At 66.7% G+C, this 25,860-nt stretch carries 25 protein-coding genes and 1 tRNA gene; 8 read left to right on the top strand and 18 right to left on the bottom strand.

The window, feature by feature from the left end; all coding sequences use genetic code 11:
- The coding region (locus AC5RWT_RS21700; RefSeq protein ID WP_494081960.1) for an AAA family ATPase at positions 1-928 on the top strand (928 nt) is incomplete at its 5' end.
- Positions 929-1,012: 84 nt separating this feature from the next.
- Here the strand turns inward: AC5RWT_RS21700 and AC5RWT_RS21705 are convergent.
- Complete coding sequence (locus AC5RWT_RS21705; RefSeq protein ID WP_494081961.1) at positions 1,013-2,209, bottom strand: septum formation family protein; 1,197 nt, start codon at positions 2,207-2,209, stop codon at positions 1,013-1,015.
- A 263-nt stretch (positions 2,210-2,472) separates the two neighbouring features.
- Here AC5RWT_RS21705 and AC5RWT_RS21710 point away from each other — a divergent pair, with 263 nt between their 5' ends.
- Positions 2,473-2,703, top strand: a complete 231-nt coding sequence (locus AC5RWT_RS21710; protein WP_493966748.1) for a DUF3073 domain-containing protein — start codon at positions 2,473-2,475, stop codon at positions 2,701-2,703.
- A gap of 45 nt (positions 2,704-2,748) precedes the next feature.
- Here AC5RWT_RS21710 and AC5RWT_RS21715 read toward each other — a convergent pair whose 3' ends face one another.
- From AC5RWT_RS21715 to AC5RWT_RS21760, 10 genes are all read right to left on the bottom strand, one after another.
- The gene (locus AC5RWT_RS21715) at positions 2,749-3,555 is read right to left on the bottom strand and encodes an anti-sigma factor (protein ID WP_494081962.1); all 807 of its coding nucleotides are present in this window, start codon (positions 3,553-3,555) and stop codon (positions 2,749-2,751) included.
- The gene (gene sigK / locus AC5RWT_RS21720; protein ID WP_494081982.1) at positions 3,555-4,136 is read right to left on the bottom strand and encodes an ECF RNA polymerase sigma factor SigK; all 582 of its coding nucleotides are present in this window, start codon (positions 4,134-4,136) and stop codon (positions 3,555-3,557) included. Before sigK ends, AC5RWT_RS21715 begins: the two co-directional genes overlap by 1 nt.
- A gap of 174 nt (positions 4,137-4,310) precedes the next feature.
- Complete coding sequence (locus AC5RWT_RS21725) at positions 4,311-5,012, bottom strand: fasciclin domain-containing protein (protein ID WP_494081963.1); 702 nt, start codon at positions 5,010-5,012, stop codon at positions 4,311-4,313.
- Positions 5,013-5,157: 145 nt separating this feature from the next.
- Positions 5,158-6,717 carry a molybdopterin-dependent oxidoreductase gene (locus AC5RWT_RS21730; RefSeq protein WP_494081964.1) on the bottom strand — a complete coding sequence of 520 codons (1,560 nt, stop codon included), beginning with the start codon at positions 6,715-6,717 and terminating at the stop codon, positions 5,158-5,160.
- A 42-nt stretch (positions 6,718-6,759) separates the two neighbouring features.
- The gene (locus AC5RWT_RS21735; protein WP_494081965.1) at positions 6,760-7,242 is read right to left on the bottom strand and encodes a 2'-5' RNA ligase family protein; all 483 of its coding nucleotides are present in this window, start codon (positions 7,240-7,242) and stop codon (positions 6,760-6,762) included.
- A 101-nt stretch (positions 7,243-7,343) separates the two neighbouring features.
- The gene (purM, locus tag AC5RWT_RS21740) at positions 7,344-8,459 is read right to left on the bottom strand and encodes a phosphoribosylformylglycinamidine cyclo-ligase (protein WP_494081966.1); all 1,116 of its coding nucleotides are present in this window, start codon (positions 8,457-8,459) and stop codon (positions 7,344-7,346) included.
- Complete coding sequence (purF, locus tag AC5RWT_RS21745) at positions 8,456-10,009, bottom strand: amidophosphoribosyltransferase (protein ID WP_494081967.1); 1,554 nt, start codon at positions 10,007-10,009, stop codon at positions 8,456-8,458. The genes purM and purF overlap by 4 nt, the downstream gene beginning before the upstream one ends.
- Positions 10,010-10,081: 72 nt before the next feature.
- Entirely contained in the window at positions 10,082-10,567 is a 486-nt protein-coding gene (locus AC5RWT_RS21750; RefSeq protein ID WP_494081968.1) for a hypothetical protein, read from the bottom strand.
- A 10-nt stretch (positions 10,568-10,577) separates the two neighbouring features.
- Positions 10,578-10,940 (bottom strand): sterol carrier family protein, encoded by a 363-nt coding sequence (locus AC5RWT_RS21755; RefSeq protein WP_494081969.1) that lies wholly within the window; start codon positions 10,938-10,940, stop codon positions 10,578-10,580.
- A gap of 18 nt (positions 10,941-10,958) precedes the next feature.
- The gene (locus tag AC5RWT_RS21760) at positions 10,959-11,963 is read right to left on the bottom strand and encodes an asparaginase (protein WP_494081970.1); all 1,005 of its coding nucleotides are present in this window, start codon (positions 11,961-11,963) and stop codon (positions 10,959-10,961) included.
- A 66-nt stretch (positions 11,964-12,029) separates the two neighbouring features.
- On the opposite strand from AC5RWT_RS21760, the gene purD reads away from it, so the two are divergent.
- Both purD and AC5RWT_RS21770 read left to right on the top strand, forming a co-directional pair.
- Positions 12,030-13,349: a phosphoribosylamine--glycine ligase gene (purD, locus tag AC5RWT_RS21765; protein ID WP_494081971.1), complete on the top strand. Its 1,320-nt coding sequence runs from the start codon at positions 12,030-12,032 to the stop codon at positions 13,347-13,349.
- Positions 13,350-13,357: 8 nt separating this feature from the next.
- Positions 13,358-14,314 carry a phosphoribosylaminoimidazolesuccinocarboxamide synthase gene (locus AC5RWT_RS21770; protein WP_494081972.1) on the top strand — a complete coding sequence of 319 codons (957 nt, stop codon included), beginning with the start codon at positions 13,358-13,360 and terminating at the stop codon, positions 14,312-14,314.
- Here AC5RWT_RS21770 and AC5RWT_RS21775 read toward each other — a convergent pair.
- The 5 genes from AC5RWT_RS21775 to AC5RWT_RS21795 all read right to left on the bottom strand — a co-directional run bounded on the left by AC5RWT_RS21775 (position 14,292) and on the right by AC5RWT_RS21795 (position 20,033).
- Entirely contained in the window at positions 14,292-14,876 is a 585-nt protein-coding gene (locus AC5RWT_RS21775; protein WP_494081973.1) for a hypothetical protein, read from the bottom strand. The two genes, AC5RWT_RS21770 and AC5RWT_RS21775, sit on opposite strands and share 23 nt — an antisense overlap.
- 103 nt (positions 14,877-14,979) lie before the next feature.
- Positions 14,980-16,134, bottom strand: coding sequence for an FAD-dependent monooxygenase (locus AC5RWT_RS21780; protein ID WP_494081974.1), 1,155 nt, complete (start codon positions 16,132-16,134; stop codon positions 14,980-14,982).
- A 118-nt stretch (positions 16,135-16,252) separates the two neighbouring features.
- A tRNA-Pro gene (locus tag AC5RWT_RS21785) sits at positions 16,253-16,329 on the bottom strand.
- Positions 16,330-16,431: 102 nt separating this feature from the next.
- Positions 16,432-18,240 (bottom strand): ABC transporter ATP-binding protein, encoded by a 1,809-nt coding sequence (locus AC5RWT_RS21790; RefSeq protein ID WP_494081975.1) that lies wholly within the window; start codon positions 18,238-18,240, stop codon positions 16,432-16,434.
- Positions 18,237-20,033: an ABC transporter ATP-binding protein gene (locus AC5RWT_RS21795; protein ID WP_494081976.1), complete on the bottom strand. Its 1,797-nt coding sequence runs from the start codon at positions 20,031-20,033 to the stop codon at positions 18,237-18,239. The genes AC5RWT_RS21790 and AC5RWT_RS21795 overlap by 4 nt, the downstream gene beginning before the upstream one ends.
- A gap of 179 nt (positions 20,034-20,212) precedes the next feature.
- Here AC5RWT_RS21795 and AC5RWT_RS21800 point away from each other — a divergent pair, with 179 nt between their 5' ends.
- Entirely contained in the window at positions 20,213-20,824 is a 612-nt protein-coding gene (locus AC5RWT_RS21800) for a nicotinamide mononucleotide transporter (protein ID WP_494081977.1), read from the top strand.
- 68 nt (positions 20,825-20,892) lie between these two features.
- Here the strand turns inward: AC5RWT_RS21800 and AC5RWT_RS21805 are convergent, their stop codons facing one another.
- Both AC5RWT_RS21805 and AC5RWT_RS21810 read right to left on the bottom strand, forming a co-directional pair.
- Complete coding sequence (locus AC5RWT_RS21805; protein WP_494081978.1) at positions 20,893-21,873, bottom strand: metallophosphoesterase; 981 nt, start codon at positions 21,871-21,873, stop codon at positions 20,893-20,895.
- Between the two features lie 2 nt (positions 21,874-21,875).
- The gene (locus AC5RWT_RS21810) at positions 21,876-24,176 is read right to left on the bottom strand and encodes a transglycosylase domain-containing protein (protein WP_494081979.1); all 2,301 of its coding nucleotides are present in this window, start codon (positions 24,174-24,176) and stop codon (positions 21,876-21,878) included.
- 37 nt (positions 24,177-24,213) lie between these two features.
- Between AC5RWT_RS21810 and sp36 the strand changes: the two genes are divergently transcribed.
- The 3 genes from sp36 to AC5RWT_RS21825 are packed head-to-tail and all read left to right on the top strand — an operon-like array spanning position 24,214 to position 25,782.
- A complete protein-coding gene (gene sp36 / locus AC5RWT_RS21815; protein ID WP_136785798.1) occupies positions 24,214-24,369 on the top strand; it encodes a Sp36 family protein in 156 nt (51 codons plus the stop codon).
- Positions 24,370-24,371: 2 nt separating this feature from the next.
- Positions 24,372-24,866, top strand: a complete 495-nt coding sequence (locus AC5RWT_RS21820; RefSeq protein WP_494081980.1) for a RidA family protein — start codon at positions 24,372-24,374, stop codon at positions 24,864-24,866.
- Positions 24,850-25,782: an NUDIX hydrolase gene (locus AC5RWT_RS21825; protein WP_494081981.1), complete on the top strand. Its 933-nt coding sequence runs from the start codon at positions 24,850-24,852 to the stop codon at positions 25,780-25,782. The genes AC5RWT_RS21820 and AC5RWT_RS21825 overlap by 17 nt, the downstream gene beginning before the upstream one ends.
- The last annotated feature ends 78 nt before the right edge of the window (positions 25,783-25,860 follow it).

The raw sequence follows: 25,860 nt of genomic DNA on the forward strand, positions 1-25,860 counted from the left end.
GGAGGAGTTCATCGGCTCCCGGCTGATCGGCCAGTCCAAGGCCGTTGCCTCGGTGTCCGATGCCGTGCGCCGTGCCCGGGCCGGCATCAGCGACCCGGACCGGCCCACCGGCTCCTTCCTCTTCCTGGGCCCCACCGGCGTCGGCAAGACGGAACTGGCCAAGGCGCTGGCGGACTTCCTGTTCGACGACGAACGCGCCATGGTGCGGATCGACATGAGCGAGTACTCGGAGAAGCATTCGGTGTCCCGGCTGGTCGGCGCACCTCCCGGCTACGTGGGCTATGAGGAAGGCGGCCAGCTGACCGAGGCCGTCCGGCGCCGTCCCTACTCCGTGGTGCTGCTGGACGAGGTGGAGAAAGCCCACCCCGAGGCTTTCGACATCCTGCTGCAAGTGCTCGACGACGGGCGCCTCACCGACGGGCAGGGCCGGACCGTGGACTTCCGCAATGTCATCCTGGTGCTGACCTCCAACCTTGGTTCGCAGTTCCTGGTGGACCAGACGATGGACGAGGACAAGAAGCGCGAAGCAGTGCTGAATGTGGTGCATGCCAGTTTCAAGCCGGAGTTCCTGAACCGGCTGGACGACGTGATCATCTTCGACCCGCTGAGCATCGAGGAACTCTCCCGGATTGTGGACCTGCAGGTGGCCTCGCTGGCCGCCCGGCTGGCGGAGCGCCGGCTGACGCTTGAGGTCTCGGATGCAGCGCGGGAGTGGCTGGCCCTGACCGGATTCGATCCCGCCTTCGGCGCCCGTCCGCTGCGCCGGCTGGTACAGCGCGAGATCGGCGACAAGCTGGCCCGGGGCCTGCTGGCCGGCGAGATTAGCGACGGCGATACCGTGCTGGTGGATGTACCGGAGATCGACGTCGAAGGCGGGGCCGGCGGCCTGACGGTCACGTCGAAAGTCGGTGCGGTCCGGGGCGGATAAACCTGCGGAACCCGAAACGTCCGGCGGCCCCGCTCAGCGGCCGCCGGACGTTCTCGTGCCGGTGGGTTACTGGTCAACCAGGACTTACTGGTCGATGAGCGATCCGGTAATTTCCTGGCCTTTTTCGGCGATCTTGAAGCAGTCGATCCTGCGGTCGCCCTGTGCCCATGTCTCCTTGGAGGGCATGCCGTAGGAGTCCTTGATGTCGGGCTGGTCTGCCGCGGAGTCATTGAGGACGACGGCGGTGCAGACTTCCTGCGCCTTGATGTTCAGTTCATCGGCGCCCGGGAACTCTTCATCGACGTCGTAGGAGAACGTCCCGACCAGTTGAGCGGTATGCGGGGTCTCGCAGGTGACCACTGTGGCTTCCCGCATTACGGCCTCGAATTTTGTGAAGCATTGGCCCTGCTGGAAGTCGAACGGTGAGACGCCTTCTGCGATGACACCGTCTGCATTGGCGGACGCCGCGGGGCTCCGGGACGCCGCGGAAGTGGCCGTTCCATCGGCCGGCGAGCTACTGGTCAGGCTCGAAACGATCATGGCGATGATCACGATGGCCACCACGACGACGGCGCCGATGATGACGAGCGGCTTCCAGTCCATCTTCCGTCCCGGTCCAGGGGCGGGGCCGCCGGCGTCGGCGTCCTTACCCGCATTCGCCGGGGGCATGCCTGCCGTGCCGGTCGAATACCAATTCTTCTCGGGCGCGGAGCCGTCGCTGCTGGGGGGTGCGGAATCCCACTCCGAGGGCGGGATGGCTGCGGACGACGACGCCGCTGCCTCCGGGGCACCCATCACGGGCACTGCACCTGCGCTGTGGGACGGGTCCGCTGCCCCTGCACTGTGCGCCGGGCCGCGATCGCCGATGGCCGCGCCCGCCTGGCCCTGATTTTCGGCTGCCGTACCGGTCGGGTCTTCGCCGCCGGCGGGTGCGCCGGCCCGGCTCTGATCTCCGGCGGGTGCGCCGGCCTGGCTCTGATCTTCGACGGGTGCGCCGGCGGGAGCGGTGCCACGGGCCTTGGCGACGTCCTCGCCCTTGCCGCCCACCAACTGGCCGGCGGCGTCCGCTTCCCGTTCGACCTGTTCGGCTTCGGCGGCGGCCTTGGCCAGATCGGCTTCGGCAGCGGTTTCCTCGCTGATACGGGCCTCGCCGAGCGTAGGTTCAGCGAGTTCGACGTCGTCGGCACTGACGTGGAGGTCGGGATCCGGCACCTCCGGGTGCTCCGGGCGCTCCTGCGGAGGCCTCCCGCCGTCGTCAGGCCGCTTGTCCTGTTCGCTCATGGGGAAACTTGCCTTCCGTGCGTGTTGTTCTCCGGGAGGAAAAGAGAACGGGTCCACGATGACTTTAGCCAACAATCCCGAGTCCCCGCACGATTTTGCCGTTTCAGGGACGGGTAGGGCCGCTGGCTGCCGCTCGTTGCCTGCCACGAGCGGTGCGGAAAACCATGTACCCTATAGGTACGACAGAATTGATCAATTATTCCGGGGCCTCGTGCGCTAGTCGTGCGACCACCTCCGGATCGACGTACAAAGGGGGTCACGCCATGGGGCGCGGCCGTCAGAAGGCAAAAGCAACCAGGCAGGCCCGGGACATGAAGTATTTCAGCCCGGCCACTGACCTCACTGCTCTCCAGCGCGAACTCGGCGCTGCGAAACGCCATAACTCCGACACGTTTTCCGAGGATCCGTACGAGCCGGACTATTCGGACTATGAGGACAAGTACGCAGATCCGTATGACGACGACGAAGATCACGGCAGCCGCAACGTCGGCTGACTGAGCCTCAGTCGCCCCTTTCCCGGTCGTTTCCTTCTCCCGGTTTCACAACTTTTGGACCATGATGGGGTCAGTCGTGGGCTGCGGCGAACCTCCGGCAGGCTCCACCGTGATGCCCACGTGGGTGGCACCCGAGATGTCGTGGAGCAGTTGCATGCTGGTCTCGCCCGAGGCTCCAGCCGACAGCAGGCCCGCAGGTGCTGCCACCCCGTCGGAGATCAGCCAGAGTTCGTACGTTCTTTCAGGGGCAAGTTCAGGCAACCCGTGCGCGATGACCGCCGCCATGTCAGCCTTTGCGGAAACAGCGATGGTGACGATGGCGCCATTCGGCAGTTGCCCGGGGATCACCTTGGCATCCGGTGCCGTCAACACCGACATGACCTGTGCCTGCTGGTGGGCAAGAGCCTGCAGTTGCTCCTCGGTCCGGGCCTGTTCACTGGAGAGCCCCAGCGCCCAGCCGCCGAGTGCAGCGGTGCCCACCAGCAGGATGCCGGCGGCAGCGCCGAGCCAGCGCACCGCCGTCGGATGGCCGCTACTGCCCTGGTTCCGGTCAGTCTTGGAGCGCTTCCCGGAGGAACGTCCGGCGCGGGGCTGCTGCAGATCAACCACTGCCGCGTCCGCCGACACCTGCCGGGTGTTGCGGATGGCGGCCATCACCGAGTCCTTGAGCTCCGGCGGCGGTGCCATGGCCGGGGTCCCGTAAGCCAGGAGGGCCGCGGTCTCGCTGAGCCCTCGGATTTCTTCCCGGCAGTCCTCGTCGGCCAGCGCGTGCCGCTCGAAGGCGGCGCGTTCGTGATCGTCCAGGGCGTTGAGTGCGTAGGCACCGGTCAACAGATGCAGCTGCTCGTCCATTACGCCACTCCCAACTTGTCCCGTAGCCGGATCATGCCGTCGCGGATCCGTGTTTTGACCGTCCCCACCGGAACGTGAAGCAGCTTAGCAACCTCCTGGTGGGTGTGGCCGCCGTAGTAGGCCAGCGTGATGGCTTCGCGCTGGCTGTCCGTCAATGTCTGTAGTGCGGTGGCAACGCGTTCGGCTTCCAGCCGCATTTCCACCGTATCGGCCACGTCATCGTAGCTGGCCTGGTATTCCTTAACCCCTTGCCGCAGGTCCCGGTCAACGCTGGCTTGGCTGGCGCGTACCCGGTCTACCGCCCGGCGGTGCGCTATCACCAGGATCCAGGACAAAGCCTGGCCTCGGGCGGGGTCGAAGCGCCGCGCGTTCTGCCAAATCTCCACGAAGATTTCCTGGCTGACCTCCTCGCTTTGGGCGGGATCGCGGACTACTCTGCGGACGAGTCCGAAAATCGTGGGTGCCACCGCGTCGTAGAGCGCCTCGAACGCCGGCTCATCGCCCAGCCCCACACGGCGGATGAGCTCCTCGTGCGATGCCGGGGCGGTTGGGCCCACGGAACGCAGCCATGGCAATCGCATGGACTCAAGGCTCTCATGCCCCTCGGACACCGCACACCTCCTGACTCTTGCTGACGTTTCCGCGAAGGAGAAGAAAACGCTGGGAGAAGCCTTCCCCCAGGCACGACGGCGGCTGATGCGCCGCCGTCGTGCTCCTGCGGTTGGCGCTGGATGCGCCTTCCGGAAGGGCGCGTGCTACTTTGCCGGAGGCATCAGCACCGAGTCCACCATGTAGACCGTAGCGTTCGCGGTTTTCACTCCGCCGCACACCACCTTCGCGCCGTTGACCATCAGGTCATTGCCGCTGCCGGTGACCTTCAAGCTGGCACCCTCGACCGTCTTGTGCTCGCCCGTGACGTCAGCCGGGGCCAGCTGTCCCTCCACCACGTGGTAGGTCAGGATCTTGCTGAGTGTGGCGTCATCCTTTTTAAGGGAATCCATGGTGGCCTTGGGGATCGCCTTAAAGGCATCGTCCACGGGAGCGAAGACGGTGAACGTGCCGCTGTTCAGCGTGTCCACCAGGTTGACCTTGGGGTTCACCTTTCCGGAGACCGCGGCGGTCAGCTGGGTCAGCATCGGGTTGTGAGAAGCCGCGGTGGCGACTGGTTCTTTCGCCATACCCTCCACGGATCCGTTCCCGCTGGGCACCGCCTTGGCGTAGTCGGCACAGCCCGGGCCCACCAAACCGGCCATGGCACCGCCCATTTGGGTGCCCATGGGCGTCTCCGGGGCCATGGACTGCGTCGGTGCCATGGACTGCGTCGGCGTCATGGTCTGTTCGGGGGTGGTTCCTGCCTGGGTGCCTGATCCGGAGCCGCCGCCGCACGCCGCGAGGCTCAGCGTCGCCGCTGCTGCGAGTCCGAAGGTTGCAATAGTCCTCTTGCTGGTTTTCAACATGGCGTATCTCCCTAGAAGTGCGGCGGTAGCTTCCGCCTGCTGTTCCCGGTGGAAACCCCGGGCTGCCATGGTGTATTCGGAACCGGCAGGACGGCGGATTGGGCGGGATGGGACAAAATGTGAAAAAGCTGTCGGAGACCCCCGTTCAGCTTCCGACCGTGACCCGGACGGAATGCCAGCCCGAGGCGCCGTCCGGAATGGGTTCGGCGCGCTCCTCGGTCTGCAGGCCTTGCACCCGGTCACTGGCCCGGACGCGCAGCATGTGGTCGCCGGGCGTGGCCTGCCAACTGTAGGACCACTGGCGCCAGGTATCCACGCTGGCCTCCGCGGCGAGCTCGGCCTGTTGCCAGGGCCCGTCATCCACCTGGACCTCCACCCGGTCGATGCCGCGGTGCTGCGCCCAGGCGGTGCCGCCCACGGCAACGGTGCCGGGTTGCAGCCGCGCGAACGGGCGCGGGCTTTCGATCCGTGATGCCGTCTTGACGGGAGCCCGCTCGGACCAGCCGCGGTCGGTCCAGTACGCGGTTTTGTCCTGGAACCTCGTTACCTCCAGGTCCACCACCCACTTGGTGGCGGAGACGAACCCGTAGAGGCCGGGAACAACCATCCGCACCGGGAAACCATGCTCCAGCGGAAGCGGCTCGCCATTCATCCCCACGGCCAACAAGGCGTCCCTCCCGTCCCGCAGCACCTCCAGCGGCGTGGAGGCGCTGAAACCGTCGGCACTCGTGGAGAGCACCATGTCTGCGCCGGGGAGCGGCCGGGCCCGTTCCAGGATCCGGGCCAGGGGATAGCCCAGCCACTTCGCATTTCCGGACAATTCCCCGCCTACGGCATTGGAGACGCAGGTCAATGTCATGTAGGACTCCACCAGGTCGGACGCGAGCAATTCAGAGAAGCTGAGGCTGAATTCGTTGTGCACCATCCCGTGGACGCGCAAGTGCCACGTCTTCGGATCCACTTGGGGCACGGCAAGTGCGGTGTCGACCCGGTAAAAATCCGGATTCGGCGTCACAAAGGGGACCACTCCGGCCACTGGAGCGTGCACGCCGGCAGGCACCGCCGGGGCAGGCACCGCCGGACCGGGCAGCCGCAGAGCGTCGCGGATGTCGCGCAGGCTGCCGCGGATTCCTGCCAGAGCTCCGCTCCCGGCAGCCATGACGGCTGCCCCGGCGGTGAGGAGGGCAGCTGCAGCAAAGAAGGAGCGGCGCGAGGGAGCGGAGACCGCCGGCTCGTACGGCTCCGCGTTGCCTCGGTGCCGTGGAATGAGATGCACCAGCAGGCGCAGAGACGCCAGCCCGGCGAGGGTGCCGGCTGCCGTCGGCACCAGATCCAAGACTCCGGCGCCAGAGCGGGTGATGACTGCCGCGCCGGCCGCCGTTCCCAGCAGCACGACGGCGGCGGCTCCCAGCAGCCAGCGCCGGTACGCCAGCAGCCCGACCAGTCCGGCCAGCAGAGCCATGACCACGCCCATGGCAATAAACAAGACCATCTTGTCAGCCGTGCCGAACGTCTCGACGGCGAAGGTTTTGAGCCAGGCGGGCGTGAAATCGATGAAAGCGGCGCCCAAGGCCAGCAGCGGAGCGGCCGCGGCGGTGAACCAGGCTCCGACTAACCGGGCAGCACCCAGCAGGACACCGGCGGAGACCAGCCCCGCGAGCACGGCAGCGGCGGAAGCGGATGGGAGGCTCTTAAGTGTTTTCACACCTGGTATTCGGAGCCGGGCGCCGAAGGTATTGGTTGGCGCTCAGTTTCCGCTGCCGGCCAGTTTCCACACGGCGATGACCCGGCGGTGCTTTGAATCCCCGTCGGGCCGCATATCCACCAGCGCTGCCTGTTCCACGCGGACAACATCGCCGGGCTGCAGCCGCCTTTCTGCCTGGTGGCTGATGTGCGGCCGGAAGTTCTGGCGGGCGTGGTGCGGGCTGAGCAGATGGATGTCCGGACCGAGTGCTTCAAGCATGCGGTCGTGCAGCAACTGCAGTTGCGGATGCGGTTCCACAAGCGAGACCGGCACGGAATGGTTTCTTCCGAAGAAGTCATCCGCTCCGGCGCGTACGTCAAACTCCAGCATGGCGGAAAATACGCCGTCGATCCGCTCGCCAACGAGGTCGGGTGGTTCTTTAGTGTCGAAGCGCGCCAGCGTGATGTGCAGCGGCCAGTGGCTGCGCGGGAACATGTAGCCGGCGTGTACCGGCTTGATGAACACCACCACCACATATGCGCCCATACGGTTAGTGTCCCACCGGGGTGGGCCGTGGACACCCCGGTCGAAGCACAACGCCCCTGCACCGGGTTGCGGTGCAGGGGCGTCTTGGCGTCAGGGACCGCTCAGGCGTACGAATTGACCAGGTGAACGGCGCCGCCATCGACGCCCTTGGCGCCTTGGACGAAGTCCACGCCGCCCAGCGATGCGTCGAGGCGGCCCACCTGGCCCATGACCCAAGCGGGCAGCCCGCGCTCGTTCAGCCGCTGCAGGGCGGCGTCAGCTCCGGCGGCATCCACGATGGCAACCATGCCGACGCCCACGTTAAGCGTCCGCTCCAGATCGGCCTGCGGAACATTGCCCAGTTCGGCGATGAGCTTGAAGATGGCAGGCAGCTCCCACGTGGAGCGGTCCACCGTGGCCATGAGACCTTGCGGCAACACGCGTGCGAGGTTGGCGGCCAGGCCGCCGCCGGTGATGTGGCTGAACCCGTGCACGCCGGCCGCTTCAAAGCGGGCCAGGTCCAGGCAATCCGCTGCGTAGACGCGCGTAGGCTCCAGCAGTTCCTCGCCCAGCGTCCGGCCCAGCTCGGTGACCTGCCGGTCCAGCGCCCAGCCGGCGTGGTTGATTACCCGGCGGACGAGGGAATACCCGTTGGAATGGATGCCCGAGGACGCCATGCCGATGACGACGTCCCCGTCCTTGACCCGCTCCGGGCCCAGCAGGGCGTCGGCTTCGACCACACCCGTGGCAGCACCGGCAACGTCGTATTCATGTTCGCCCAGCAGCCCGGGGTGCTCGGCGGTCTCGCCTCCCACCAGTGCAGTGCCGGCCACTTCGCAGGCGGCCGCGATGCCCCGCACGATGTCGGCGATCCGCTCCGGGACCACCTTGCCGCAGGCGATGTAGTCGGTCATGAACAGTGGCTCCGCGCCGACGACCACAATGTCGTCCACCACCATGCCCACAAGGTCGAAGCCAATGGTGTCGTGGATGTCCATGGCCTGGGCGATCGCCACCTTGGTACCCACACCGTCGGTGGAAGTCGCGAGCAGGGGCTTGCGGTACTTCAGCAGGGCCGAAACGTCGTACAGACCGGCGAAACCACCGACGCCGCCGACCACGTTGGAGTTGTGAGTGGCCTTGATGGCACCCTTCATCAGCTCTACTGCCTTGTCGCCGGCTTCGACATCGACTCCGGCGCTGGCGTAGGTGATCTGGCCCTGTTCGGGGGAGGTCATACTCGCTCTTTCTTGTCTTCGGCGGTCAGGAGTTTCTCCAGATCCGAATCCGGACCCGGGTCGCAGGAGCCGTGCTCCGTTGGTACATCGCTGCGTTCCAGCAGGTTTTTGCCCAAGCGGTCCGCTGACGGCAGTTCGATCGGATACTCCCCGGTGAAGCAGGCGGTGCAGAGCCGCTCGCGCGGCTGCTCCGTGGCCTCGATCATGCCCGCCTCGGAGATGTAGCCCAGGCTGTCGGCGCCGAGGGAAGCGCGGACTTCCTCCACGCCGACGCCGTTGGCGATCAGCTCTGCCCGGTTCGCGAAGTCGATGCCGTAGAAGCACGGCCACTTGATGGGCGGCGAGGAGATCCGCACGTGCACCTCGGCCGCGCCGGCTTCGCGCAGCATCCGGACCAGGGCCCGCTGGGTGTTGCCGCGGACGATCGAGTCGTCGATTACCACCAGGCGCTTGCCCTGCACGACCGACTTCAGCGGGTTCAGCTTCAGGCGGATGCCCAGCTTGCGGATGGTCTGGCTGGGCTGGATGAAGGTCCGGCCCACGTAGGCGTTTTTGACCAGTCCCTGGCCGTACGGGATGCCGGACGCTTCGGCGTAACCGATCGCCGCGGGCGTTCCGGATTCCGGCGTCGGAATGACAAGATCGGCGTCGGCCGGGTGCTCTTTTGCCAGCCTGCGGCCCATCTCCACACGGGCAGCGTGGATGCTGCGGCCGTTGATAGAGGTGTCGGGCCGGGCCAGGTAGACGTATTCGAAGACGCAGCCGGCCGGCTTCTTCTCCGCGAAGCGCTGGGACCGCAGGCCGTTCTCGTCGATCGCGAGGAATTCGCCGGGTTCAACTTCGCGGACGAAGGATGCGCCGACGATGTCCAGGGCAGCGGTCTCCGAGGCCACCACCCAACCGCGCTCCAGTCGTCCGAGCACCAGCGGCCGGACTCCGGCCGGGTCGCGGGCGGCGTAGAGGGTGCCCTCGTCCATAAACGTGAAGCAGAAGGCGCCGCGCAGCTTGGGCAGCAGCTCCAAGGAACGTTCCTCGAGGGTCTGGCCCTCTTCACCGGCCATGAGCGCGGTGACCAGCGCGGTGTCGGTGGTGTTGCCTTGGGCCAGCTCGCCGCGGTCGGGCTTGCCGAACTTTTCCAGGACCTTTTCGTACAGCTCGGCTGAGTTGGTCAGGTTGCCGTTATGGGCCAGCGCCACGGTGCCGGTGGCGGTAGCGCCCAGGGTCGGCTGCGCGTTGGCCCAGGTGGAGCCGCCGGTGGTGGAGTAGCGGCAATGGCCGACGGCGATATGCCCGCTCAGCGTGTTGAGCGTCGTTTCGTCGAAGACCTGGGAGACCAGCCCCATGTCCTTGTAGACATTGATGCGTTTGCCGTCACTGGTAGCAATGCCTGCGGACTCTTGTCCGCGGTGCTGGAGAGCGTACAGGCCGTAGTAGGTGAGTTTTGCTACTTCTTCCCCGGGTGCCCAGACGCCGAAAACGCCACAGGCGTCCTGGGGTCCTTTTTCGCCGGGTAGTAGTTCATGGGAGAGTTTTCCGTCGCCGCGTGCCACCCGCTCATTCTCTCATGCGTCCGCCGTCCGGCATCATCGAGGTGACGGTCATTACGAGTGCCTGCCGGCAGGTTACGCCCGGCGTTCGCCCTCGGTTTCGCCGTCCTGATCCCGGCCGGCGGCACTGCTTCCACCGTGGCCGATGGGCTGGTTGGGAAAGTCCCCGCCGTTCGGGGAGGCGCCCGCTGAAGCGCTTTCCCCGTCCGCCGCGTCCACACCGTCCGCCGCGTCCGCCGGGGGGCCGTCCTGTCCGGGCTCGGCCACGGCGGTGGCCTGCTTGGCCCGCTTGACGCTGGTCCGGTCCACTAGCAGGAACAGCAGCGACCCCACCAGGATGCCGGCCAAGGCGAACAGCACGGCGAGGAAGGCGAACACCGTGCCGCGGGTGAACTCAGCGTTTTCCGGGCCGGTGTAGGCAGACACCGCAGCGATCACAACACCCAGCACGGCCCAGACAAAGATGAAGGGCACAAACCTCGGTGCCCGGCGGACGGTGACGTCGCGGCGCTCCGGCTCGGTGTGTCTGCGGTCGCGAGCCGGTTCTTGCTCAGAAGTCATACGTTCCAGCCTACCGGGCGAAGAGCGGCAGCTTGTCCGCCAGTTCGGCCCGCAGTCCGGAGGCCGAGACCTTGCCTGCGGCGACGGCGGTGTCCCACCCGAGTGCTCCGGTGGCGAGGGCAAGCCAGGTGGCCGGGTCGGTTTCCACCACATTCGGCGGGGTACCGCGGGTGTGCCGGGGGCCTTCGATGCACTGGGCCACACCAAACGGCGGCACCCGCACCTCCACGCTGTTGCCCGGGGCCCGTTCGGCCAGTTCCTCCAGCGCGTAGCGCACTGCGGTGGCGGTGGTTTTCCGGTCCGTGGCCCCGCCCCGCCACGCACTCAGGGCAGCGTTGCCCTCCGGAGCCGGGATCCGGCGTCGTGCTCCCATGAACGGTCCGTCCGCTGCTTAATCCAGCAGGGCGACCATGGGCGGTGCCAGGCGCAGCCGTCCGACGGGCTGGCCGCCGCCGAGCACCGGCTTGACGACGTCCTCGAGCACCGGGCCGACCTTCTCCACGTCGGTGGCACCGGTGGCGGCCAGCAGCGTCAGGGCGATCAGCGAACAGGCACGGGCGCTGCCGTCCAGGATTTTCACGGCCACCGAGACGCCCTGCGGTGTGCCCATCACCATCACGCCTTCGGCACCCGACTTGGCCAGGATGCCCAGCTCCTCCATCACCACGGTGTTCTCCTGGCCCCGGCCGTGGACGGCCCAAGGGTAGTCCAGCATCGCGGTGGCGATGGTGGCGGCGCGGGCGTCGGCGTTCTTGTCCGCCGGCGCCTTCGCCAGCTTGCCCACGGCGCGGGCCAGGCCGGTCAACGACAGCGCGGGCGCCGGGGCGCCGCAGCCGTCGACGGCGATGTGCTCGATCTTCTCTTCGGCGTACTCCTCGAGTACTTCCATCACGCGGCGCTGGAGGGGATGGTTCGGCTCCAGGTAATTGCGGATGTTCCAGCCGTTCTCCACGCACGCCCACAGGAACGCGGCGTGCTTGCCGGAGCAGTTGAAAGCCAGCCGCTGCTGTCCGCGGTCGGTGCGGGTTAGCCAGCCGCGCGCCTGCTCGTCCTGCGGCCAGGCCGCGGGGCAGCGAAGATCGGCGTCGGTCAGGCCGGCGGCCTTGAGCATGCCCTCGACCACGTCCATGTGCTCCAGCGATCCCACGTGGCTGGCGCAGGCCATGGCGACCTGGTCGCCGCGCAGCGGGACACCGGACTGCATGGAGGCCAGGGCCTGGAAGGGTTTAAGCGCAGAGCGCGGGAAGATGGGGGCGGTGATGTCGCCCAGTTCGGTCACCACGGTGCCGTCCGCGGCCATGACGACGGCGGAGCCCAGATGGCGGGACTCGATGAAACCGTTGCGTTCAACGACGGCCAGCTCCACGGCGTCCGCGGCTTTGAATGTCTCGGGCATGGACTTAGTTTAGGGCCGGCGCAACAACTTCGAGGCTCCGCCCCGCGCCCAGTAGGCTAGTTCCTTGTGAAGGTACTTGTGATCGGCCCCGGCGGCCGCGAACACGCGATAATCCGTTCCCTGCTGGCCGATCCCTTTGTCACCGAGGTCCACGCCGCCCCGGGCAACGCCGGCATCGCCCGGCTGGTGCCCACCCACCAGGTGGACGCGAGCGATCCGGCAGCGGTCACAGCCCTGGCACAGCGGCTGGAATCCGACCTGGTGGTGGTTGGCCCGGAGGCACCGCTGGCCGCCGGGGTGGCCGATCCGCTGCGCACGGCCGGGATCCCGGTGTTCGGTCCCAGCAAGGAAGCGGCCAGGCTGGAAGGCTCCAAGGCCTTTGCCAAGCAGGTCATGGCCGCAGCGAGCGTACCCACTGCCATGGCGCACGTGGCCACCAATGCCGAAGAAGCGGCCGAAGCCCTGGACGCCTTCGGCGCCCCGTACGTGGTGAAGGACGACGGGCTTGCGGCCGGCAAGGGCGTGGTGGTGACCGCGGACCGCGGGGCCGCCCTGGCACACGCCCAGGCCTGCTTCGACGCCGGCGGATCCGTGGTGATCGAGGAGTTCCTCGACGGCCCGGAAGTGTCCCTGTTTGTCATTTCCGACGGCGAACGCGCCATCCCGCTGGTGCCGGCGCAGGATTTCAAGCGGATCTACGACGGCGACGAAGGCCCGAACACCGGCGGCATGGGCGCCTACACGCCGCTGCCCTGGCTGCCGGACGGATTCGTCGACGAAGTCATGGAACGCGTGGCGCTGCCGACCATCCGCGAGATGGCCAACCGGGGCACTCCGTTTGTGGGCGTGCTGTTCTGCGGGCTGGCCGTCACCAGCCGCGGGTTGCGCGTGATCGAATTCAACGCCCGCTTCGGAGACCCGGAAACCCAGGCGGTGCTGGCCCGGCTGCGCACGCCGCTGGGCGGGTTGCTGCTGGCCGCCGCCAAGGGGGAACTGGATGACGCCGAACAGTTGGTCTGGTCCAGGCGCTCCGCCGTAACAGTGGTGCTGGCCGCGGAGAATTACCCGGGACCGCCGCGCACCGGTGACCGGATTCGCGGCTTGAAAAAGGCCAATGCACTGGAGGACGTGCACGTGATCCACGCTGGAACCTCCTTGGACGACAACGGCAAGGTGGTGAGCGCCGGCGGGCGGGTACTCGCCGTCGTCGCACTGGGCGAAGATCTGGTGGAAGCCCGTGAACGGGCTTACGAAGGCATTGGCATGATCAGCCTGGAGGGTTCGCAGTACCGCACCGACATTGCCCTGCTGGCGGCCGAAGGCAAAATCGAAGTGCCCGCGCCGGGCACGCGCACCGTGCCCCAGGCCGAGGCACGGAGAGACTGAGGAACACCATGGCATTCGCCCCCGAAGTACTGGAACTGCCCGGCTGGAAGCATGTCTACTCCGGCAAGGTCCGCGACCTGTACGTCCCCGCCGAGCCCCAGCAGGTGGAAACGGCCAGCGACGATATTGCCGCCGAGGGGCTGCTGGACCAGCGCAACGACACCGTGCTGGTAGTGGCGAGCGACCGGATCAGCGCCTATGACCATGTGCTCTCCACCGAGATCCCCGACAAAGGCCAAATCCTCACCCAGCTGAGCCTGTGGTGGTTTGAACAGCTTTCCCACGGGACTGATCCCGTGGCGCATCACGTCGTGTCCACCGAGGTTCCCGACGCCGTGGCCGGCCGGGCGATGATCTGCAAGAAGCTGGACATGTTCCCGGTGGAATGCATCGCCCGCGGCTACCTGACCGGTTCAGGACTGGCGGAGTACCGGCAATCCCAAACCGTGTGCGGGCTTCCCCTTCCCGCCGGCTTGGTGGACGGCTCCCGGTTGGAGCCGGCCATCTTCACCCCGTCGGCCAAGGCCGACGTGGGCGAACACGACGAAAACATCACCTTCGATGCCGTGGTGCAGACCGTGGGGGCGGAGACCGCCGCCCGGCTGCGCGACAAGACCCTGCAGATCTACTCCCGTGCCGAAGGGATTGCACGGGAGCGGGGAATCATCCTCGCGGACACCAAGGTGGAGTTCGGGATTGATCCGGCGACGGGCGAAATCACCCTGGGCGACGAGGTGCTGACCCCTGACTCCTCGCGGTTCTGGGACGCGCAGACCTATGCGCCGGGCAAGGCCCAGCCGTCCTTCGACAAGCAGTTCGTGCGCGACTGGCTGACATCGCCGGCCTCGGGCTGGAACAAGAACGCCGACGCCCCGCCGCCGGCGTTGCCTGAGGAGATTGTGCAGAAGACCCGGGCCCGCTACGTCGAAGCTTATGAGCGGCTCACCGGTCTGACGTTCGCCTGACAGGCAGGCGCCCTGCCGCGAGCTCGGCCTCGCGCAGGTGGGCGGCGGCGGTGGCGACGGCCGCAGGATAGGCGCTGGCACCGCCGTCGTCATCCGGGCCAAGCAAGCGCACGGCATCCGCCCGCCGCAGCGCGCGGAGCAAGGAAGCGGTTTCCGGCCGCGAGACGTCGGACATGTCCGGGTAGTCGATGGCCAGCGCCGGGTCCAGTTCGTAGGCGAGCCAGCGGGCGCGCAGGGCATCGTGCTGCGCGGCGGCCTCATGCCAACCGCGCGTGTCCTGATAATGGACGACGGCGGTGGCGCGGCGGCTGATCCGCCAGACAGCGGGGGCAGCGCAGCCGGCGGCGAGCATCAGCCAGAGCGGCACGGCTGCCGGGAACAGCACCGCGGCAGTCAGTACTACGGTCAGCGCGCAGCACAGCCCGGAAAAGCAGTACCAGAACGCCGCGTCCGGATCGGGGGAGCGGCGCAGACCCCGTTCAACGGCATAAGACGTCACGAAGACCACGGCCGCCAGCACGACCGTGGCGACGGCCAGTTGCGCGAACTCTGCGACGAACACCGGCACCTCCGCAGACTCTTGAGTCCTGAAGTCTTTCCATTCCAGTACGGACGCGGGCTTCAGTCAATGGTGGAGCGGGCCCTGCAGCCGTCGGCCTCCATGATCAGCCGACGCGGCCGACGACATCGTCAAGCTGTTTGTACACCACCGACTGCGGCGCCATGCTGATCAGGGACCGCTGGAGCTTCTGCTTCCACGGCTTCCGCTGCCGTGCCATGGCCGCCATCTTGCGCGAACGCTCGACCACCTTGGCGGTGTGCGGCGCCCGCACCTGCTCGTAGCTGCGCAGGGCGGTGGTGATGTTCCAGTCGGCGGCCAGCGCATCAGCCAGCGCGACGGCGTCCTCGAGGGCCTGGCCCGCGCCTTGGCCCAGGAACGGGAGCATCGGGTGCGCGGCGTCGCCCACGAGCGTGGCGTGGCTGCCGGACCACACCAGGGCGGGTTTCCGGTCGAACAGTTCGTGCGCCATGATGTCCTGGCTCTTCGTCGCGCGGATGACAGCCCGGACGGCCGGGTGCCAGCCCTCGAAGCGCTCCAGGGCCAGGGTGCGCCAGAGGACGTCGCCGTCCTTGGCCAGCACGTTATCCGGCATGGTGGCGTACCAATAGATCAGCCCGCCGGGCAGCGGGACCATGCCGAAGACTTCCCCGTTGCCCCAGGACTCGCCCCACGGCAGCCAGGCAGGATCCAAGTCACCGATCGGGCAGACCGCGCGCATCGCGGTGATGCCGGAGGAACGCGGGGCGCCGTCTCCGACCAAGTCCTGGCGGACCAGCGAACGCAGGCCGTCCGCGCCGACCACCAGATCGGCGTGCAGGGAACCGCCGTTGTCCAGGGTGACTGTTCCGCCATGCGGATCCCGGCGGAACTTCACGGCCTGCAGCCCCAGGTGAACCGTGTTCACGTACAAGGAATCGTTCAGCATGGTGGTGAGGTCCGAACGGTGGATTGACCGCAGGGGGTGCCCGTAGCGCTGGCGCAGGTCGTCGCTGCTGACGGTGGACAGCACATTGCCGAACTGGTCGTGCGCGCCGCCGTCGACCGGCAGGGAAGCGTCTTCGAAGGCCTTCATCAGGCCCAAACGCTGCAGGGCGCGCGTCCCGTTGGCCCAGATGGTCACTCCTGTGCCCAGCGGCTGCAGTGTTCCGGCGCGCTCCACCACATGCACTTTCCAGCCGGTCCGCTGCAACGCCCGCGCGGTGGCGAGCCCGCCGATTCCGGCCCCTACGATGAGCGCCGAGCGCTGCTGTGACCCCATGGGTCCATACTTCCCGCTTTGGGGCCGGGTTCACAACTTTCCAGCGGTACAAAGCGTATTCCGGGGCGGAAAAGCAAGAACTCCCGCTGCTCGGCTGAGCAGCGGGAGTTCCTTTGAATGGTCGGGGTGACAGGATTTGAACCTGCGACCTCGTCGTCCCGAACGACGCGCGCTACCAAGCTGCGCCACACCCCGATACCGTTGCCCCGCCGTCGTCATGACGGCCGCGAAAGCAACTGTTCAAGGATAGCGGAGACAGCACCCAAACGGGAAATCGACGGCGGCCGGCCAGGACGCTCAGACCAGCGAGTCCTTCCACGCGGCATGCAACTGGGCAAACCGGCCATTGCCGGCGATCAGTTCCGCGGGGGAACCATCCTCGACCACTTGGCCGTCGTCGATGACCAGCACCCGGTCGGCGATCTCCACGGTGGAGAGCCGGTGCGCGATGATCAGGGCGGTGCGGTTGCCCAGCAGCGTCTGCAGACCTTCCTGGACCAGCCGCTCGCTGGGGATGTCCAAGGACGCGGTGGCTTCGTCCAGGATCAGCACGGCCGGATCGGCCAGGAACGCGCGGGCGAAGGAAATGAGCTGCCGCTGGCCGGCAGAGACACGTCCGCCGCGTTTGTTCACGTCGGTGTCGTACCCCTCGGGCAGGGACAGGATGAACTCGTGGGCTCCTACGGCGCGGGCGGCAGCTTCGATCTCCCCGCGACTGGCCTGCGGGTTGCCGAGGGCGATGTTTTCCGCGAGGCTGCCGCTGAACAGGAACGCTTCCTGGGTCACCATCACGACGGCGCGGCGCAGGTCTTCGTTGGACAGCTGCCGCAGTTCGATGCCGTCCAGCCTCAGCGACCCCGAGGTCAGGTCGTAGAAGCGGGCGATGAGTTTGGCCACGGTGGACTTTCCCGCACCGGTTTGCCCGACGACGGCGACCGTCTGGCCGGCGGGGATGGTCAGGTCCAGCCGTGGCAGCACCACCCGGCCGTCGCCGTAACCAAACTCCGCATCACGGAACCGGATCATGCCGCGGGCGTCCTTGAGCGGGGTAGGCCGGGCCGGGGGAACGACGGTGGGTTCTTCCTCCAGCAGTCCGGAGACCTTCTCCAGTGCCGAGGCCGCCGACTGGAAGGAGCTGTAGAACATTGCGATCTGTTCGGTGGGGCGGAAAACCTGCTTGGTGGCCAGCAACACCGCCACCAGCGTGCCGATGGCGAGGTCGCCGTCCAGTACCCGGAAGCCGCCGACCAGCAGCACCGCCGCCACCGTCAGGTTGCCGACGCCGTTCAGCACCGGCTGGAGCACGCCAAAGTACTTGATGTTTCGGAGGGTTGCGCCGCGGTAGTCGGCGGCCAGCTCGTTGTAGCGCCGGGAGTTGTCCTGCTCGCGGCGGAAGGCTTTGACTGCCCGGATGCCGGTCATGGTTTCCACGAAGTGCACGATCAGCCGGGCGGAGACGATGCGGGAAGCCCGGTTGGCCAGCTCGGATCCCTTTTGGTACCAGCGGGTGACGAAGGCGATGGGAAGGGCGGCGACCAGGATGATCAGCCCGCTCTTCCAGTCCAGACCGGCGATGCTGATGGCGGTGAAGAGCATGAACATCGCGCCGGAGGTCAGCTGGGTGACACCGTTGTCCAGCAGTTCCCGCAGCGCCTCCAGGTCCGAGGTCTGCCGGGAGATGATCCGGCCGGAGGTGTAGGTTTCGTGGAACTCCAGGCTCAACCGCTGGGTGTGCCGGAAGACCCGGATACGCAGGGCCAGCAGCATGGCCTGGCTGAGCCGGGCGGTGACATAGATATAGGCGGCCAGCAACGACCCGCCCGCGATGGCAACGGCGGCGTAGGCGGCCCCGACCAGCGCCAGGGGAGCCGCGTCACCGCCGGTGAAAGCCGGCAGCGCGTTGTTGATGCCGAAAGCGACCAGCACCGGACCTGCTGCGCGGGCGGCATTGCTGGCCACCACCAGCACAATAGAGAGCGCGAACAGCCGCTTGTGCGGAGACACGAGTTCGCCCAGCAAGCGCAAGGAGCGCCGCCTGACGGCCGTGCGGTCGGCCTGGCCCAGGTTGACGTTGTCTTCGCCGGCCACTCCGGTCATGGAACTCATCGGGATTCCTTCGCGTCCAGGACATCTTCGACGGTGGGCTCGGCCGCCAGCGAGGCGATCACGTACCGGTAGTGTGCGCTGCTGCGCAGCAGCTCGGAATGACTGCCGACCGCGGCGATCCGGCCGTCCTGCAGCAGGGCCACCCGGTCTGCCAGCGCCACGGTGGAAGGCCTGTGGGCCACAATCAAGGTGGTGGTGCCGCGCAGCTCGTCCCGCAGTTGCTGGGTCACGGCTTCTTCAGTGCGCACGTCCAGCGCGGAGAGCGGATCGTCCAGCACCAGTACCGCCGGACGCGCGGCGATGGCGCGGGCGAGGGCAATCCGCTGCCGCTGCCCGCCGGACAGGCTCAGTCCTTCCTCGCCAATCTTCGTGTCCACGCCTTGCGGCAGGTCGAAGGCGAAGTGGGCCTGCGCTACGCGGAGCGCCCGGGCGAGCAGATCCTCCGGATTCCCGCTGCCGGGCCTGGCGCCGAGGAGCACGTTGTCCCGGACGGACGTGGAAAACAATGTGGAGTCCTCGAAGGCCACCGATACGTGGCTGCGCAGCTCGGCGAGCGGGAAATGGCGGATGTCCGTTCCGTCCAGGAGCACGGCGCCGGAGGTGACGTCATAGAGCCGGGGGACCAACTGCAGCAGCGTGCTCTTGCCCGAACCGGTCACACCTACCAACGCCATGGTTTCGCCGGCGCGCACCTGAAGGTCCACGCCGTCGAGGACCGGCGCCGCGTCCTGTGCAGCATCCGGATAGCGGAAGACGACGCCGGCCAGGCTCAGTTCCCCCCGCACGGCCCCGGCCGGCGAGGGGGCAGCCGGGTCGGTGATGGTGTTCTGCGTATCCATGACGTCGAAGTGCCGGTCCAGGGCGGTCTTTGCCGTCAGGGTCATGCCCATCAGGGAACCAATCGCTTCCACCGGCCCGGCCACCACCGCCGCGGTGGCGAAAAACGCGACCAATTCGCCGACGGTCATCGCTCCGCCGGAGACCTGGATAATCCCAATGACGAGGGCTGCGCCCAGCACCAGATCCGGCAGCGACACAACGGTGGCCAGGAACTTGGCCAGCGTGCGGGCCTTGGCCAGTTCGGTCTGGCGCAGTTCTTCCGCCTGCCCGTGGAAGTTCTCCAGCGCGTACTTGCCGCGGCCGAACGCCTTGAGCACCCGGATGCCGTGCACCGATTCCTCCACGGTGGTGGCCAGGTCGCCCGCCTGGTCCTGGCTCAGCCGTGAGGAGGCACCGAAGGTGGTGCGGAAGCGGAATCCCTGCCACACAAGCGGCACGGCAGCGAGCAGGAAGATCAATCCCAGCACCTGATTCAACGCGAACATCAGCGTCAGCCCCACGACCACCGTCACGAAGGAGACCACCAGCATGAGCGATCCGAATGCCAGCCAGCGGCGAACCAGGCCCAAGTCGGCCATCGCGCGCGAGAGCAGCTGCCCGGAGCCCCACCGGTCATGGAAGGCCGCCGGCAAATGCTGCACATGCTTGTAGAAACTCGTGCGCATGTCCATTTCCACGTCCGTGGCCGGCGCGATCACGAACACCCGCCGCAGGTACACCAGGGCGGCTTCGGCCAAACCCAGAACAGCAATAACGACGGCGGGGCCCCAGACTTCCGAGGGGCTGCCCCCGGCATGGATCGTGTCCACCAGACCGCGCAGGACCTGGGGGATGGCCAGCGCCACCAGGCTGGCTCCGAGTGCACTGAAGAATCCCATCACCAGCCGGGGAAGGATGGGGCGGACATATCCGTCGAGCCGGGCGATCGTGCGCCAGAGGGATAACTCAGTCATGTCGTCGATTCATCGCAGTGGGTCAGGTGCTTTCGTGTACCGCAGCAACCATCCTAGCGACCGGGGTGAGGCGCCGGTCACTATCGGGCCGGTACGGGCAGACGCATGAGGCGACCGATGCTTGCTAGTCTTGCCGGAACCATTCACCAACAGGGGGACCTATGGAGTTGGCGGAAGTTGTGAACAGCGTCCAGGCGGTCCTGGCATGGTCGCTGCTTTTTCCCCTGCTGCGGGTTGTCGCAGTGCTGCTTTTCATCCTGCGGAAGCGGGCCGGCTGGCTGGTGCTGCTGGTGGAACCTGTCCTGGCACTGGCCTGGATGGGCACGAGCGGCGGTTTCAGCCTTTCACAGCTGTTGCTGCCTGCCGTGGCAGTGTATGGATGGTGGCGGTGGCGTCACCGCTCAGCGACCGGCAAGGTGCCGGTCCATCCCGTCCAGATGTCCGACTGGCTGGCCATGGCCGCCGTGGTGGTACTGGTCCTGGTTCTCTTCGTTATCGAGTCCCTGGCGGGGGCGCTGATGCACGGGGCTACCCCTGGGTCCATTGCCGAAGCAATACTTATCAACCTCCTCACGCTGCTGTTGTTCCTTGGCCTCGCACGTGGCGTGATCGAGGCCTGGTGGCTGGGCGGCGCCCTCGCGCTCACGGGAATAGCCAATCTTGGAAGCAGCCCAGGCACGGTCGTCTTCTACTTGGACGGCGTCGTCTTTACCGTCCTGCTGGGCATCCTCAGTCTGTACGGCTGGTCGACCTGGCGGGCCGCGCGGGCGGAGGCGGCTGCTTCCAGGTAGTAGCTATCAGAGGCGCTTGAGGATCCAGCAACGACTCACTGCGAAACAGGCGGCCTATCAAGCTGGGCTCAGCCGAGCCGGGGGCCTCCGGCTGGGACTTCGCCAATGGACCGAGACGGTGTCAGCGTCAGCAGCACGGCCTCCGGACGGCATGCGAAACGTATGGGAGCGAGCCGGGATGTCCCCAGCCCAGCCGACACATTCAACGGAACGCTGCGTCCATCGTGCTGCCAGTACGTCAGTCCGCGGGCCCGCCACGTCGGCAGGTCGCAGTTGCTGACCAAGGCACCATATCCGGGGAGACAGACCTGGCCGCCGTGCGTGTGGCCTGCCAGCATCAGGTCGGCATCGTCTGCGGCGAACCGGTCCAACACCCGTTGGTACGGTGCGTGGGTTACTGCTATTCGAACGTAGGCAGCGCGTTCAGCGGAAATCGAACCGCTTGGAAAGCCCGTGTAACGGTCGCGATCCAGGTGCGGGTCATCCACGCCCGTGAAGTCCAGACGCACACGCCCAACCACCAGCGACTGGTTCCGGTTGGTCAGGTCAACCCAGCCGGCGGTACCAAAAGCCGCGTGCATCTCACGCCACGGCAGTTCACGCGAGGCGTAGTCCTTGGGCTGTCCGGACGGTCCGGTGAAATAGGAGAGCGGGTTCTTCAACACCGGGGCGTAGTAGTCGTTGGAGCCAGGGACGAATACGCCCGGGACGTCCATTAACGGTGCCAGCGCATCCAACAGCGGTTTCACTGCTTGGCGGTGGCTGAGATTGTCGCCTGTGTTGACGATCAGGTCCGGTTCCAACGATGCCAGTTGCCGCAGCCACTTCTGCTTCAGCGTTTGGCCTGGCGTCATGTGGATGTCGGAGAGGTGGAGGATCCTCAAGGGGCTTCGGCCAGCAGGCAGGATGGGCAGCGTTTCTTCGCGTACTCCAAAGAGATTCCGCTCAATCACTGAACCGTAAACAAGCGCGGCCCCGCCCGCGGCAGCGGCGCCCAAGGCCAGCCTGCCTGCCGTGCGGAGCCGTGCTTGCAGTGCGTCAGCGTCCACGGTTAGTCGTCGTTCCCACGGCCGTTTCCGTTTCCGTTGCGTCCGCCGTTGCCGTTTCCGTTGCCGTTGTCGGAACCGCCGGAACCGCCGCCGGAATCCTTGCCCGAGTCTAAGCCGGAATTATCGCCCGAGTCTCCGCCGCCGCCATTGCTGGTGCCGGAATTGGAGTTCGTATTCGACTGGACGGGACTCTCTGTCGGGACCGGCCGGGGCGGATACAGCATGCTTCCGGGTGCGGCGCCAAACTCGCCGGTCTTATACAAGCCAGCGACTTTCTCCATGTAGTCGGTCCACTGTCCGCCGGCGATGGTCGCACCATCCACGTAGCTGCGGGTCACGCCGTTGATCGGCAGGTTGTTGATCGACTTGTAGGCGTGCGGGTTGCCCACCCAGGACGCCGTAGAGATGCCCTTGGTGTAGCCGACGGTCCAGGTGTACTCCGACTTGTCGGTGGTGCCGGTTTTGGCTGCGGCCGGGACACCGATCGGACGGATGGCTCCGAGCCGGAGGTTCACCAGGTTCTCCAGCGGGACGCTGACGGCAGCGGCGACTTCCTCGGAGATTGCCCGTTCACAGGACTTCTTGGGGACCTCGTACTTGTTGCCCTGGGCGTCCGTCACCGAGGTCAGCGCGATCGGCTTGCAGTAGACGCCGCCGTTGGCGAAGGCCGCAAAGGAAGCGGCCATCGTCATCGGCGAGACGTTGGTCGTGCCGATGATGAAGGACGGGTGCTCAATGCTGATCGGTTCTTTGGTAGTTGCCGTGTGCACGCCAAGGCGGGTGGCGGCGTCCTGGATGTCACACAGGTCCAGCTGGGCGGCCATGGCTGCGGTCGCGGAGTTGATGGACCAGGTCAAACCCTGGCTGGCCGTCATGGTCCGCTCAAAGCCGGGCAAGGCGTTCTGGAACGGCCACTCGCTAAACCACGCATCCGGGGGCAGGCAGCTGGCCTTCCACGGGTATTGCGCCGGGTACTCGGTCCGGCGCGCATCCACCGAGGCGTTGAGCGCCTTGCCCGCTTCAAGCCAGGCGACCATGGTGTACGGCTTCATCGTGGAACCGGGCTGCCAGCCGTTGCCGCCGCCCATGTCGGCGTCGACGTTGTAGTTCAACTCCGTGTTGGCGGCGCCGTCTTCCGGGCTGTAATTGGTGTTCTGGGCCATCATCAGGATTTTGCCGGTGCCCGGCTCGACCGAAACCATGGCCGAGCCGACGCCGGACTTATCGCCGACCGGAACTTCCTGCTCGATCTGCTTCTGGCCTTCCTTTTGGAGGCGGGAGTCGAGGGTGGTTTTGATGGTGAGGCCGCCGCGTGCCAGGAGCTTGGCACGCTGTGTGGAATCAGCGCCGAACGCGTCCGACTGCATGATGGCGTGCTGGACGTAGCTGCAGAAGTAGTCCGCGAAGTTGGCCGCCACACAGCCGGACCGCACTGGCTTGAGGTTCAAGTCCAAGTCGCTCGCGACGGCCTTGTCATACTCCCCTTGGGTAATTTTGCCCGCGTTGCGCATGGCACCCAGCACCGCGTTGCGGCGTTCCAGCGTGGCTTCCGGATTGTTCACCGGGTTGAAATAGTTCGGCGACTGCACCATGCCGGCCAACATGGCCGACTGCTGGATGTTCAGCTTCGCTGCCGGGACGCCGAAGAAGGTCTTGGCCGCAGCTTCAATTCCGTAGATCTGGCCGCTGAACAACACGATGTTCAGGTAGCCCTGCAGGATCTCGTCCTTGCTGAATTCTTTTTCGACGGCGATGGCCAGCTTCGCTTCGCGCAGCTTGTCGCCGATGTCCTTGGTGCCGCTGATGGTCAGGTCTTCGGCACCCTTGCCTGCGCTGGCACCGGCGTCAATCAGCACGTTGTTCACATACTGCATGGTCAGGGTGGACGCGCCCTGCAGGTCCCCGCCAGCCAGGTTCGTCACCGCTGCGCGCATAATGCCCTGCGGGTCCACGCCGTTGTGCTCGTAGAAGCGCACGTCCTCAATGGAGATGATGGCGTCCTGCATGTGCTGGGACACCTTGTCCAAGGTCACGGGGACGCGGTTTTCGGCGTAGAAGGTGGCGATCAGCTTGCCGTCGGCAGAGAGGATCCGCGAGGGCTGGGACAGTGGCTGCGTCTGCAGTTCGTCCGGCAATTGGTCGAAGTATTCGATCGACGATGTTGCCCCGACACCGGCCACGGCGGCGGCCGGGACCAGCAGTCCGGCTGCGAGCACGCCGCAGAGCGCACTGATACCCAGGAAGCCAACAATCTTGCCGAGGGTGGTCGCAGTGTCGAAGAAGGGTGATTTGCGAGCGGCCATGGGGATCAGTTTACAAGCAAGCGCTAGGCTTTGAATCATGACCAAATGGGAATACGCGACAATTCCGCTCATCATCCACGCGACCAAACAAATTCTGGACCAGTGGGGTGACGACGGCTGGGAGCTTGTCCAGGTGATCCCGGGTCCGAACGGAACCAATCCGGTTGCCTATTTGAAGCGGGAGAAGCAGTAGCCATGACGGGAACCACAGCTGCCCGAAAGTCCGCGGTCGAAGAGCGCCTGGCCGAGCTGGGACTGTCCTTGCCGGAGGTCGCCGCTCCGGTAGCGGCCTACGTGCCCGCGGTGGTCTCCGGCAATTATGTATACACCTCCGGGCAGTTGCCGTTCGTCAACGGCGAACTGCCGGCGACCGGCAAAGTGGGCGACGGCGACGGTCTGGTCGGTGCCGAAGAAGCCAAGAAGCTGGCCGCGACGGCAGCCGTCAACGCACTGGCAGCCGTGAAGAGCGTCATTGGCGACCTGGACCGAATCACCCGGATCGTCAAGGTTGTCGGTTTCGTTGCCTCCGATCCCGGATTCACCGGCCAGCCAGGCGTCATCAATGGTGCCTCCGAGCTGCTGGGCCAGGCCCTCGGCGAGGCCGGCGCCCACGCGCGGTCCGCCGTCGGCGTGGCAGTGCTGCCGCTGGATGCGCCGGTTGAGGTAGAACTGATTGCAGAATTCAGCTAGTCCGCTCCGCGAGGAGCAGCGGCTCTTCCCCGTGGCGCCGGACCAGTTGGGCGCGGCCCACAGCTGGTTCCACCACGGGGAACGCACGCCGCGCAAGCCCCGGATGGCGTCCTCGGTCGTTTTGGTCCGGGATGGCGCGGCGGGCACGGAAACCTACCTCGGCTACCGCACGGGGTCCTCGCCGCTGGGCACTGTGGCCTTTCCCGGGGGAAGTCTGGAAGAGTCCGACGGCGAGCCGATCACCTGGTATGGCCCGACACCGGCCAAATGGGCCGGGCTGCTCGGGCTGGAGGACCACCGCCTGGCCCAGGCTCACGTGGTGGCGGCCATCCGCGAGCTATTCGAGGAAACCGGCGTGCTGCTGGCAGGCCCGGATGCGTCGAGCCTGCCGGAATCCACGTCAGGGGCCGACTGGATGCGCACCCGGGAGGCGGTAGCCGGTCAGGAAAAGTCCTTCGCCGAAGCGCTGGGCCGGCGCGGCCTCGGAGTCCGCACCGATTTGCTCAGGCCGCTGTCCAACTGGCTGAGCCCGGACTTTGCGCACCGGCGCTTCGACACGCGCTACTTCGCTGCCGCCCAGCCGGCCAACCAACGGCCGTCCCTGCTGGAAAGCAAAGGCGTATGGGCCTCCTGGCTGCCGGCGCAGGAGTTGGTGGCCGGGCGGACTACGACGGCGCTGGGCGATCTGGTGGACCAGCCGGACACCCGGGGGCTGACGTTCAGCGAGGTGACCTCGCCTGCGGTGGAAGTCATCGTGGAGAAAATTGCCAGCGCCCGCGGCTGCATTGCCTACCTTTCGCACAAGCGGCCGCAGCGGCTCTATCACCCCGAACTCATTTTGGTCGAGGGTGTCCCCATGCTGCAGGTGACGGCCAGCGCCGCCACCGAAGGAGGCGGCGTCCAGCGGGGTCGCTGACCCGCCGCACCCTGGCCTGGGGCGCGCTCCGCAGCCACGTCCGACCCATCCCGCTGACAACGACGGCGGGGGCCCACC

It is taken from the genome of Arthrobacter sp. Dra40 (assembly GCF_059091905.1).